At 58.9% G+C, this 12,267-nt stretch carries 9 protein-coding genes; 7 read left to right on the forward strand and 2 right to left on the reverse strand.

The window, feature by feature from the left end; translation table 11 throughout:
* Window positions 1-221: 221 nt before the first annotated feature.
* Window positions 222-2,405, reverse strand: coding sequence for a hypothetical protein (locus D8U70_RS06995; protein WP_130928546.1), 2,184 nt, complete (start codon window positions 2,403-2,405; stop codon window positions 222-224).
* 274 nt (window positions 2,406-2,679) lie between these two features.
* Window positions 2,680-3,039 carry a DUF6124 family protein gene (locus D8U70_RS07000; protein ID WP_073476221.1) on the reverse strand — a complete coding sequence of 120 codons (360 nt, stop codon included), beginning with the start codon at window positions 3,037-3,039 and terminating at the stop codon, window positions 2,680-2,682.
* 591 nt (window positions 3,040-3,630) lie between these two features.
* Here D8U70_RS07000 and flhA point away from each other — a divergent pair.
* From flhA to D8U70_RS07035, 7 genes are all read left to right on the forward strand, one after another.
* Entirely contained in the window at window positions 3,631-5,760 is a 2,130-nt protein-coding gene (flhA, locus tag D8U70_RS07005; protein ID WP_016771062.1) for a flagellar biosynthesis protein FlhA, read from the forward strand.
* Between the two features lie 11 nt (window positions 5,761-5,771).
* Window positions 5,772-7,112, forward strand: coding sequence for a flagellar biosynthesis protein FlhF (gene flhF, locus D8U70_RS07010; protein ID WP_130928547.1), 1,341 nt, complete (start codon window positions 5,772-5,774; stop codon window positions 7,110-7,112).
* A gap of 116 nt (window positions 7,113-7,228) precedes the next feature.
* The gene (fleN, locus tag D8U70_RS07015; protein ID WP_016771060.1) at window positions 7,229-8,059 is read left to right on the forward strand and encodes a flagellar synthesis regulator FleN; all 831 of its coding nucleotides are present in this window, start codon (window positions 7,229-7,231) and stop codon (window positions 8,057-8,059) included.
* Window positions 8,056-8,796: an RNA polymerase sigma factor FliA gene (fliA, locus tag D8U70_RS07020; protein ID WP_016771059.1), complete on the forward strand. Its 741-nt coding sequence runs from the start codon at window positions 8,056-8,058 to the stop codon at window positions 8,794-8,796. The genes fleN and fliA overlap by 4 nt, the downstream gene beginning before the upstream one ends.
* A 167-nt stretch (window positions 8,797-8,963) precedes the next feature.
* Window positions 8,964-9,335: a chemotaxis response regulator CheY gene (locus D8U70_RS07025; protein WP_024012118.1), complete on the forward strand. Its 372-nt coding sequence runs from the start codon at window positions 8,964-8,966 to the stop codon at window positions 9,333-9,335.
* Window positions 9,336-9,353: 18 nt separating this feature from the next.
* Window positions 9,354-10,142: a protein phosphatase CheZ gene (locus tag D8U70_RS07030; protein ID WP_016771058.1), complete on the forward strand. Its 789-nt coding sequence runs from the start codon at window positions 9,354-9,356 to the stop codon at window positions 10,140-10,142.
* A 53-nt stretch (window positions 10,143-10,195) separates the two neighbouring features.
* The coding region (locus D8U70_RS07035) for a chemotaxis protein CheA (RefSeq protein ID WP_130928548.1) at window positions 10,196-12,267 on the forward strand (2,072 nt) is incomplete at its 3' end.

Here is a 12,267-nt window from a genome sequence, read left to right on the forward strand (position 1 = left end):
GAGGTGGGATCGGTTTCGGGTGGGTTGGGTGTTGGTTTGATCATGGTGAAGCTCCTTTGAAATGGAGCCGCGACAACCTGTCGCTAAACAGGAGGGTGGCGGCTGTACGCGGCTTAGCGAACCGGTCAAAGGCACCCGGTAGATATAAGCATCCCCTTTATTTCAGGTTATCCAGCCTCCGGTTCATCGCTTGATACTCATAAATGCGAGCACTTTGTCGCCTAGACTTCCATCAGGCGCAGATTAGTCAGGAAATAGTCATTGCCAGCCCCTGTAGCGATGGCGTTCACAAACTCAAAGATCATTTGACTTGACTGCGCTTCGAAATTGCCAGAGTAGCGTGTCCAGCTAAGATTCGGTGGGGTGAATGTGCTGATAATTGTCCCGTAATTAGATCTGAATGTTAATTGTGCTGCCGGCTGCCAGGTTCCATTAGTCGCCAAAAGAGAGAATTCATAGGTTTGACCTATCACAAGATTGCTGTAGACCTTGCGCAATACTACCCCTGCTGAGCTATTTGTATAAGTGCTGTTCGTCAAAGAGGTATATCCGAGAAATGTACTATAGCTCCAGTCTCTCTGATCAATGATTGCCGGCCCATTTTCCCATCCGTTTCGCTGCAGATTGGCAAAGTTTGTGAAGTCATTGAGACGTTCCGGTGCCTGAACCAAATAACTCCTAGGTGGAAATCGCGTGGCATTCACAAGGGTGGGTTCACCAGCGAAATTGACAATGAAAGTTATGTGCAAAGTTGTTCTGTTTCCCAGTGATTTCAATAATATTAACGGTACGGCTCGAGCAAAGCCGGGAGGTGAGGTGTTAAGTTCTGCTTGGGGGGCATAAAGCTCAACTTTTTTGCCGCTCCTGTCAAACCCTTCGAAATGCAACCATAGCCGCTCCTTGGGGGTGTGTGGCCAAGCTGCCACTGTCGTTTGATCAGCAATTTGAATTTGAGTGATGTTCAGAGAGCTACTGTTATTTCCTGCAAGAATGGGCGTCGGCAAGCGTGTGTCACCATCCGTGATTTTCATAACTTCAAACGTGGCCGCTAGTGATTCGCCGGCCACAACTCCGCTACGAATCAAATCCCACCGAAACTCAATCGCCTTGCCATGCCATGCCGCCAGAAACGCAGCGCTCAATGAAATCTCTGCAATCCCACCAACAAAATCCACCACCGGAAACGGTGGCGCACCGGCCGGCGCGTTTACCTGGACGAATTGGGCTTTATCGTCTTTCTCTGCTGCGAAACCTGTTATCTGAAGCTTCACTCCATCCGGATTTGCCAAAACGTCAATCGGCACAGTGGGCGGGGTCAAGGTTGGGGGTGGCAGGACAAGTTGCAGGCCAATGACGGTATACACCTGATACGGAAACTGCGTGGCGCTGGCGAAGTCATTGCTCTTGTCCTCCGATACCCAGAATTCCAGTTTCAACAGCGATCCTTCTTTCAATTCTTTCAGAAAAGCTATGAGCAGCGCTTTATCCCAGAACCCCTGACTAACCCAGGTCGCATTCACCTTGTGGGTGTCACCATTCCAGAATTGCAGGACGTGCGCCGAGCCGTCGGGTTTCAGGCCAGTGACCTTCAGCCACACCTGCTGTCCGACCTGGATTCCCGTCCAGTTGCGTGCTCGTAGCGTGGCGTCTTGGCCCCTCAGTGCGGCCACGTCGAGCATGCCGTCCACGGCCTCAGCGATTATCGGCGAGTTGTACACCTTCTGATTGGCGGTGATAGTGATCGGGGTCTTCGCCGACTCATTGTTGTTGGTCAATTGATCGCGCACCGTGGCGAAGACCGAATGGGTGCCGTCGCCTATCAACTGCAATTCTGCAGCCGTCAGGGTGTGGTTGATCGGGCTTGTGGGGTTGGGAAATGTGATGCTCCAGGTGCCTATGGTGAGCGTCACCGTGTCGTGAGGCCGTGGGTAACCGACGGTGATCGTGATGACTGCCGTCTGCTCGGGTACGACGCTGGCTGGATGGCTGACGGTGACGGTAGGCGCCGGGTTGTTGTAGAGCAGCTTGAGTGTGGGTGAATCTGCGTTGTTGCCGCCGACTCGGGTCACTCTGTAGCGGACATCGTTGACACCGTTTGTGAACCAGCTCGCCGGCACGTGCAAAAGAATGCGTTCCTGCTCCTCACCGGGATAGATGGTTTTGCTGATGCCGGTGCTGACTCCGTTGACAAAAATAGTCACGACGTCATAAGCCGCCATGACCCAGTTCCGCAAGCCTGTTATGGGGTCGATGACAAGTTCTACGCCAGAAGGGATGAATGCCGAGAGAGGAAGGCCGCCATCAGCAGTACCTGCAGGCAGCACCGGTGTTATCCATTGCGGTGGGTACACGGGATACAAGGCCAGGGCTGCGTTGGCTTCGAGTGAATTGACTTGAACGCTCATTCTGTTCTCCAGGAACAATGGCAGGCAAGGTTCATCACAACGCAGAACGAGGCGTCCGTCACCTGTCAGATCTGACAGGTGGGGACGGTTTTCCGACCAATGGTATCGCTGAAGAGGTGGGCGCTCCTGTGCCGCAGAGAGGCCGAGCTCGCGCAAGCTGCACCCCAGGATCTTCAGCCGCTGCAAGGTTTGCACCCAAGAGGATCAAAATGTGGGAGCGAGCTTGCTCGCGAAAAGGCCGGCACTCTCACCCGAATCACTCAGCCGAACCGCATCATCCTGGCAACTCCAGATTGTCCAGCACCCGATTCACCGCCAATTCCCCGAGCATGATCAGTTGCGCGATGCCCATCAGCGTTCGGCGCTGGGATGGTTTCACCAGTCCGGCAAATTCCTGGGCGATGGTTTTAGCCGAGGCGAGGGTTTCGCAGGCGTTGGCCAGCAGGTCTTCGTTTTTGGTGTCGGCGGTGACGGCGTACATGGCGCGGGGGCTGAACGGCGGTGGGGTTGAGCCGGGTGGGCAGAGGTAGTGGTCGAGGGCGCGGTCGGCGGCTTGGTGAAGTTTTTTTGAGTCGAGGGATTCGTAGGGGGAGGTGGGGTCGGATTCGGGCGGGTTGGGTGTTGGTTTGATCATGGTAAAGCTCCTTGAGAGATGGAGCCGTCAGCCTTCGCTGCTAAACGAAGAGGGTGGCGGCTTTACGCGGGTTAGCAGACCAGGCTCAAGGATCCCGGCGCACCGAAGTGCCCCACGCAAGCCGCCATTAAGAGAGGCGGAGCCAGCGTGCCTTGAAAATTTGCCGGGCTGCTAAACCCGATCACTGAACATTCAGCGACCGGACCACGATAGAACTCGACCCCAAAGCGCACAAGCCGGCGGATTCTGGCTTGGCTGTAGGCAATGACGCAAGGATTTGTAGCCTTGAGACCGTGTCTGCAGGTGTCTTTTAAACAGCTTCGTTTAAATCGAAAAAAATGCGCCGCATTCGATGGCCTCTTCGCGAGCAGGCTCGCTCCCACAGGGGCCGTATTCCAAATGTCCGATTGGGAATGCATTTCAAACTGTGGGAGCGAGCCTGCTCGCGAAGGGGTCAGCCCAATCAGCCGATAATTCCAAGTAAAACCGCTCTATTTCATTCCCCGGCAAAAGTTGGAAAGCTTCTTGCAATAGCCGCCCTGCGCCCGTTCGGGGCGTCAAAAGTTTGCTTTAAAGGAACGGGGAAAACCGGTGGATCGCACTCAGTTATTCAATACAGCACGCACCAACGTTGCCGACCTCAGTCGAGGCAATCTGGGCGTGCCGTTGTTGCTGCTGGTCATGCTGGCGATGATGATGTTGCCGGTACCGCCGTTCCTGCTCGACGTCTTCTTTACCTTCAACATTGCCCTGTCCATCGTCGTCCTGCTGGTCTGCGTGTATGCGCTGCGGCCGCTGGATTTCGCCGTGTTCCCGACCATTCTGCTGGTGGCGACGCTGCTGCGCCTGGCGCTGAACGTGGCCTCGACGCGGGTGGTGATGCTCCACGGTCAGGACGGCCACGCCGCCGCCGGTAAGGTGATTCAGGCCTTCGGTGAGGTGGTGATCGGCGGTAACTACGTGGTCGGTATCGTGGTCTTCGCGATTCTGATGATCATCAACTTCGTCGTGGTGACCAAGGGTGCCGGGCGGATTTCCGAGGTGAGCGCGCGTTTCACCCTCGATGCGATGCCCGGCAAACAAATGGCGATCGACGCCGACCTCAACGCCGGCCTGATCGACCAGAACCAAGCCAAGTCGCGCCGTCAGGAAGTCGCCCAGGAGGCGGAGTTCTACGGTTCGATGGACGGTGCCAGCAAGTTCGTCCGTGGTGACGCGATCGCCGGCCTGCTGATTCTGTTCATCAACCTCATTGGCGGCATGGCGGTTGGTATCTTCCAGCACGGCATGAGCTTCGGCGATGCGGGCAAGGTTTACGCCTTGCTGACCATCGGTGACGGTTTAGTGGCGCAATTGCCATCACTGTTGTTATCTACAGCAGCGGCGATCATGGTGACCCGTGCTTCCGGCTCGGAAGACATGGGCAAGCAGATCAACCGCCAGATGTTCGCCTCGCCGAAAGCGCTGGCCGTGGCCGCTGGTTTGATGGCGGTAATGGGCCTGGTGCCCGGCATGCCGCACTTCTCGTTCCTGAGCATGGCGGCGCTGGCTGCGGGCGGTGCGTACCTGTTCTGGAAGAAGCAGAACGTCGCCAAGGTCGTGGCGCTGGAAGAGGTCAAGCGTCAGCAGGAACTGCTGCCGTCGCCGGCCCGCGCCATGGAAACCAAAGAACTGGGCTGGGACGACGTGACGCCGATCGACATGATTGGCCTGGAAGTCGGCTATCGCCTGATTCCGCTGGTGGACCGCAATCAGGGTGGACAATTGCTCGCGCGGATCAAGGGCGTGCGCAAGAAGCTCTCGCAGGATCTGGGCTTCCTCATGCCGACCGTGCACATCCGCGACAACCTCGATCTGGCGCCAAGCGCCTATCGCCTGACCCTGATGGGTGTGATCCTCGCCGAAGCCGAGATCTACCCGGATCGCGAACTGGCGATCAACCCGGGTCAGGTGTACGGCTCGCTCAACGGAATCAACGCCAAAGATCCGGCTTTCGGCCTGGAGGCGGTGTGGATCGAAATCAGCCAGCGCGCCCAGGCGCAATCGCTCGGCTACACCGTGGTCGATGCGAGCACCGTGGTCGCCACCCACTTGAACCAGATTCTGTACAAGCACTCCAGTGAGCTGATCGGCCACGAGGAAGTGCAGCAACTCATGCAATTGCTGGCCAAGAGCTCGCCGAAACTGGCGGAAGAGCTGGTGCCGGGCGTGGTTTCGCTATCGCAGTTGCTCAAGGTCCTGCAAGCGCTGCTCGCCGAGCACGTGCCGGTGCGCGACATTCGCAGCATCGCCGAGGCGATCGCGAACAACGCTGCCAAGAGTCAAGATACCGCCGCGCTGGTCGCCGCTGTGCGGGTCGGCGTATCCCGTGCAATCGTCCAAAGCATTGTAGGCACTGAGTCCGAGCTGCCTGTAATCACATTGGAACCAAGGTTGGAACAGATATTGCTCAATAGTCTGCAGAAGGCAGGACAAGGCTCGGAAGAGGGCGTTCTGCTGGAGCCGAGCATGGCCGAGAAGCTGCAGCGTTCGTTGATCGAAGCGGCCCAGCGTCAGGAAATGCAAGGCCAACCGGTGATCCTGCTGGTAGCCGGCCCGATTCGCGCGATGCTCTCGCGCTTCGGCCGCCTCGCAGTGCCAGGCCTGCATGTGCTGGCCTACCAGGAAGTACCGGACAACAAGCAAGTGACCATCGTTGCGACAGTAGGGCCCAACGGCTGAGGTAGTGGTTTATGCAAGTTAAGCGTTTTTTCGCCGCCGATATGCGTCAGGCCATGAAGCTGGTTCGCGATGAGCTGGGCGCTGATGCCGCCATCATCGGCAACCGCCGCATTGCCGGCGGCGTCGAGTTGACGGCGGCTCTGGATTACAAACTGTCGGCGCTGGCGCCACGGGTTCCGAACATGGAACTCGAAGACGAGCTGCGCAAGACCCAGTCGCGCATCGTCACCGCCCAGGCCGAGCTGAGCCTGCGTGGCGAAGCCGACGGCAACACCAATCAGCAGTTGTTTGCCGGGCTGCCATTGACCGCAGGCCTGCCGCTGACTGCTGCCGAACCGCTGAGAGAGCCGACCTACGCCGCACCGACGCGCCCGGCCGCAGCGCCTGCGCAGGCCTCGGCGGGCGTCGATCCGCGTGCGCTGGATTCGATGCGTTTTGAATTGAACAGCCTGCGCGAGCTGATGGAAGTGCAGCTCGGCACCCTGGCCTGGAATCAGCTGCAAGGCAGCCGTCCGGCTCAGGCCAATCTGTATCGCCGTCTGCAGCGCATCGGCCTGTCCGGCCCGCTGTCGCGCGATCTGCTGGCGATGATCACCGATATCGAAGAACCCCGTCAGGCCTGGCGCATGCTGCTGGCGCACCTGGCGCGGATGATTGCCGTACCGGAAGTCGAGCCGCTGGAAGAGGGCGGTGTGATTGCCATGGTCGGCCCCGCCGGCATGGGCAAGACCACCACGCTGGCCAAGCTCGCCGCGCGTTACGTGCTCAAGTACGGCGCGCAGAACGTTGCACTGGTGAGCATGGACAGCTTCCGCATCGGCGCGCAGGAACAACTGAAAACCCTCGGACGCATTCTCAACGTGCCGGTGACGCACGTCGATCCGGGCCAGTCGCTGGTGCAGGCATTGGATCCACTGCTACGCAAACGCGTGGTTTTGATCGATACTGCCGGCCTGCAAGCCAGTGATCCGGCGTTGCGCATGCAGCTTGAGAGCCTGGCCGGGCGTGGCATTCGCTCAAAAAATTATCTGGTCCTGGCAACCACCAGCCAGAAACAGGTTCTAACCGCCGCTTATCACAGTTACAAGCGTTGCGGGCTGGCCGGCTGCATCCTGACTAAACTGGATGAAACGGCCAGTCTCGGCGAAGTGTTGAGCCTGGCGATCAGTCATGAATTGCCGGTCGCGTACCTGACCGATGGCCCACGGATTCCGGATGATCTGCATCTGCCGCGTCGTCATCAATTGGTCAGCCGCGCCGTCAGCGTGCAAATGCAGGAAGAACCCAGCGAAGAAGCCATGGCTGACATGTTCGCTGATATCTATCACAGCCCGACCAAGCAGGTTGGCTGAGGTAATCATGAACAGTTTTTGTACCTACATCGATGGTCTGCCACGCATTGTTCCGATCAGGAACGCGCAGCCAGTAATGTGGCCTCCGTCTATGCAAGACAAGGTAAAGAAATAACATGGGCAGCATGCATCCCGTACAGGTGATCGCGGTGACCGGCGGCAAAGGTGGCGTCGGCAAGACTAACGTGTCAGTGAACTTGTCGCTGGCGCTGGCAGAGCTTGGCCGTCGGGTCATGCTGCTGGACGCCGACCTGGGCCTGGCGAACGTCGACGTTCTGCTGGGGCTGACACCCAAGCGCACACTGGCCGACGTTATCGAAGGCCGTTGCGAACTGCGCGACGTGCTGTTGCAAGGCCCGGGCGGGATTCGCATCGTGCCGGCGGCCTCCGGCACGCAGAGCATGGTGCACCTGAGCCCGGCGCAACACGCCGGCCTGATCCAAGCGTTCAGCGACATCGGCGACAATCTCGACGTGCTGGTGATCGACACCGCTGCGGGTATTGGTGACTCGGTAGTCAGTTTCGTTCGTGCCGCCCAGGAAGTGTTGCTGGTGGTCTGCGACGAGCCGACTTCGATCACCGATGCTTACGCGCTGATCAAGTTGCTCAACCGCGACTACGGCATGAACCGCTTCCGCGTACTGGCCAACATGGCGCAGAGCCCGCAGGAAGGGCGCAACCTGTTCGCCAAGTTGACCAAGGTCACGGATCGCTTCCTTGACGTCGCCCTACAATACGTCGGCGCCGTGCCGTACGACGAAAGCGTGCGCAAAGCGGTGCAGAAGCAGCGCGCCGTCTACGAAGCCTTTCCCCGTTCCAAGTGCGCGCTGGCCTTCAAGGCCATCGCCCAGAAGGTCGACACCTGGCCGCTGCCGGCCAACCCGCGCGGGCATCTGGAATTTTTCGTCGAGCGTCTCGTGCAGCAAACCGCAGGGCCTGTGATATGACCGCCAGTGGCATGAATCTTTACAAAAAGTCGGCGCGTGACGCGCAATACGAATTGATCGAGCGCTACGCGCCACTGGTCAAGCGCATTGCCTATCACTTGCTGGCGCGCCTGCCGGCCAGCGTGCAGGTCGAAGACCTGATCCAGGCCGGGATGATCGGTTTGCTCGAAGTCTCGACCAAATACGACGCCAGCAAAGGCGCCAGTTTCGAAACGTACGCGGGCATTCGAATCCGCGGCGCGATGCTCGATGAAGTGCGCAAAGGGGATTGGGCGCCACGCTCGGTTCACCGTAATACCAGGATGGTCAGCGACGCGATTCGCTCGATTGAAGCTAAAACCGGCCGTGACGCTAAAGATCACGAGGTTGCGGCCGAACTCCAATTGAGTCTCGACGATTACTACGGGATTCTGAATGACACCTTGGGCAGTCGCCTGTTCAGTTTCGACGACCTGTTGCAGGACGGCGAACACGAAGGGCTGCACGAGGATGGCGCGAGTGCTCATATGGAGCCGTCACGCGATCTGGAAGATGAACGCTTCCAGGCGGCGCTGGCGGACGCGATTGCCAATTTGCCGGAGCGTGAGCGACTGGTGTTGGCGCTGTACTACGACGAAGAGCTGAACCTCAAGGAAATCGGTGAAGTCCTTGGCGTCAGTGAATCGCGGGTCAGCCAGTTACACAGCCAGTGCGCGGCCCGTCTGCGGGGGCGTTTGGGGGAGTGGCGAGCGCGCTGAAGGCAGTGTGGGGACACTGCGAAACGAGGCTGGTGCGGTGATGAACGGCGCCGGTCTCGATCCGTTGTGCTCCAGACAAACTTTAAGTGCTGCGCCGATTGATTGAAGTGGCGCGTCCAGGTGCTGGGCGCGTTTAAGACTGCTTGGAGGTCGAATTGAACAAAGACATGAAAATCCTCATCGTTGATGACTTCTCAACGATGCGGCGGATCATCAAGAACCTGCTGCGCGATCTTGGGTTCACCAACACCGTCGAGGCCGACGATGGCACCACTGCCATTCCGGTACTCAACAGCGGCAGCATCGACTTTCTGGTAACGGACTGGAACATGCCGGGCATGACCGGTATCGACCTGCTGCGTCACGTGCGCGCTGATGAAAAACTCAAGCACCTCCCGGTGTTGATGGTGACTGCTGAAGCCAAGCGCGAGCAGATCATCGAGGCCGCTCAGGCCGGTGTGAACGGTTACGTAGTCAAACCTTTCACGGCTCAAGCGTTGAAAGACAAAATCGAGAAGATTTTCGAACGCATCGGCTGATGAATGCGCGGGGGAGCTATGGAGCATAACGAATCATCACAGGGCGATTTCGAATCGACCCTGAAAAAACACGCGGTCGAACTGGTCGAGAGCCTTGAAAAAGGCAAGTTCGGCGACGCGGTGCAACTGATCCATGAGCTCAATCAGACCCGTGACCGCGGCCTGTATCAGGAAGTGGGCAAGCTCACACGTGAACTGCACAGTGCGATCGTCAATTTCCAGATCGATCCGCACATGCCGCAGGCCGAGGAAGTGTCGCAAATCACCGACGCCACCGAACGCCTGGGCTATGTGGTCAAGCTGACGGAAGCCGCGGCCAACCGCACCATGGATCTGGTGGAAAGCGCCACGCCGGTGGTCAACAGTCTCGCTGATGAAGCGCAGACGTTGAGCGCCGATTGGGGCCGCTTCATGCGTCGCGAGGTCGGGGCTGAAGAGTTCCGCGAACTGGCGCGCCGGGTCGACGGTTTTCTGTCACGCAGCAGCACGGACAACCGTGCGGTGTCGAGCAACCTCAACGACATCCTGCTCGCTCAGGATTACCAGGACCTCACAGGTCAAGTGATCAAGCGTGTGACCCAACTGGTCACCGAAGTCGAAAGCAATCTGCTCAAACTCGTGCTCATGGCCAGTCAGGTCGACCGCTTTGCGGGCATCGAACATGACCGCGCCGCAATGCTTGCTGAAAAAGATCCACAAAAACATCTCTCGCAGGGTGAAGGTCCGCAGATTCATGCCGATAAACGAGAAGACGTTGTGTCCGGTCAGGACGATGTGGACGATTTGTTATCCAGCCTTGGATTCTAGAGTTTCGGAATTCGGGTTTTTTGGGTTTTTAGACCTGTAGGAGCACCCCATTAATGAGCTTCGGCGCCGATGAAGAGATCCTTCAGGATTTCCTGGTTGAGGCCGGCGAGATTCTTGAGCAACTGTCCGAACAACTGGTCGAGCTGGAAAGCCGTCCGGATGATGCAGATCTGCTCAATGCAATTTTTCGCGGTTTCCACACTGTAAAAGGGGGCGCCGGCTTCCTTCAGCTCAATGAGCTGGTGGAGTGCTGTCACATCGCCGAAAACGTGTTCGACATCCTGCGCAAGGGTGAGCGTCGCGTTGATGCAGAACTGATGGACGTGGTGCTCGAAGCACTGGACGCGGTGAACAGCATGTTCAGCGAAGTCCGTGAACGTGCACCGATCACCGCTGCGACGCCGGAACTGCTGGCCGCGCTGGCGCGTCTGGCCGAACCGCAATCGGCGGATGAAGCCGTTGCCGCACCGGTAGAAGCGGTGGAAGAACCGGTCACCGAAAGCGCATCGGACGACATCACCGATAACGAATTCGAACAACTGCTGGACTCGCTGAATGCCGTCAAGGCCCAGGCCGAGGCTCCGGCCGCTGTCGCTGCTCCCGCGCAGGTTGCCGATACGGCGGCCAGCGATGAAATCACCGACGCCGAATTTGAATCGCTGCTCGATCAACTGCATGGCAAAGGCCAGTTTGCTGTCGATGCAGTCGCTCCGGCGGCACCAGCAGCGCCGGCCGCGCCTGCTGCGGGCGACAGCTCGGACATCACCGACGACGAATTCGAAGCCTTGCTCGATCAGTTGCACGGCAAGGGCAACTTCGCCGTTGACGCGCTCGAATCGGCCATCGCTTCGGCCCCGGCCGCACCTGCTGCACCGGCAGCCGCTGCGGCCGGCAGTGACCTGATCAGCGATCACGAATTCGAATCGCTGCTCGACGAATTGCACGGCAAAGGCAAGTTTGACGCCAGCGCTGCGACTGCCGGCTCTGCGTCGAGCGTCGCCACGCCAACGGCGAAAGCTCCGGCTGCCGCTGCTGTGCCGAAACCTGCCGCCAAGCCTGAACCGAAAGCCGAGGCGCCGAAACCGGCCGCCGCTGCTGCACCGGCTCCGGCCCGTGCGCCAGCCGCTGCACCGGCAGAAAAACCGGCCAGCGAAGCAGAAACCACCGTGCGCGTCGATACCGCGCGGCTCGACGAGATCATGAACATGGTCGGCGAGCTGGTGCTGGTGCGTAACCGTCTGGTGCGTCTGGGCCTCAACAGCGGCGACGAAGCCATGTCCAAGGCCGTGTCGAACCTCGACGTGGTCACCGCTGACCTGCAGACCGCCGTGATGAAGACGCGGATGCAGCCGATCAAGAAGGTCTTCGGGCGCTTCCCGCGTCTGGTTCGCGACCTCGCACGTCAGCTCAAGAAAGAAATCAACCTGGAACTGGTGGGTGAAGAAACCGACCTCGACAAAAACCTTGTCGAGGCTCTGGCCGACCCGCTGGTCCACTTGGTGCGCAACGCTGTCGACCACGGCATCGAGTCGCCGGAAGAACGCGAAGCATCGGGCAAGGCCCGTGGCGGTCGCGTGGTGCTGGCGGCCGAGCAGGAAGGCGACCATATCCTGCTGTCGATCTCCGACGACGGCAAAGGCATGGACCCGAACGTCCTGCGTTCGATCGCGGTAAAACGCGGTGTGATGGACAAGGACGCGGCCGATCGCCTGAGCGATACCGAGTGCTACAACCTGATCTTCGCCCCGGGTTTCTCGACCAAGACCGAGATCTCCGACGTGTCCGGCCGTGGTGTCGGCATGGACGTGGTGAAGACCAAGATTTCCCAGCTCAACGGTTCGATCAACATCTACTCGACCAAGGGCCAGGGCTCGAAGATCGTCATCAAGGTGCCTTTGACCTTGGCGATCATGCCGACGCTGATGGTCATGCTTGGCAATCAGGCGTTCGCGTTCCCGCTGGTCAACGTCAACGAAATCTTCCACCTCGACCTGTCGACTACCAATGTCGTCGACGGTCAGGAAGTGGTGATCGTGCGCGACAAGGCGCTGCCATTGTTCTACCTCAAGCGCTGGCTGGTCAGCTCCGCCGCTCACGAAGAGCAGCGCGAAGGCCATGTGGTGAT

This window comes from Pseudomonas sp. Sample_20 (assembly GCF_004307585.1).
GTDB lineage: Bacteria > Pseudomonadota > Gammaproteobacteria > Pseudomonadales > Pseudomonadaceae > Aquipseudomonas > Aquipseudomonas atacamensis.

Bases quoted from the DNA above. Each gene is read 5' to 3' on its own strand.
- fliA (WP_016771059.1), top strand. From the start codon at position 8,056: ATGACCGCCAGTGGCATGAATCTTTACAAAAAGTCGGCGCGTGACGCG.
- fleN (WP_016771060.1), top strand. From the start codon at position 7,229: ATGGGCAGCATGCATCCCGTACAGGTGATCGCGGTGACCGGCGGCAAA.
- flhF (WP_130928547.1), top strand. From the start codon at position 5,772: ATGCAAGTTAAGCGTTTTTTCGCCGCCGATATGCGTCAGGCCATGAAG.
- D8U70_RS07030 (WP_016771058.1), top strand. From the start codon at position 9,354: ATGGAGCATAACGAATCATCACAGGGCGATTTCGAATCGACCCTGAAA.
- D8U70_RS06995 (WP_130928546.1), bottom strand. From the start codon at position 2,405: ATGAGCGTTCAAGTCAATTCACTCGAAGCCAACGCAGCCCTGGCCTTG.
- D8U70_RS07000 (WP_073476221.1), bottom strand. From the start codon at position 3,039: ATGATCAAACCAACACCCAACCCGCCCGAATCCGACCCCACCTCCCCC.
- D8U70_RS07025 (WP_024012118.1), top strand. From the start codon at position 8,964: ATGAAAATCCTCATCGTTGATGACTTCTCAACGATGCGGCGGATCATC.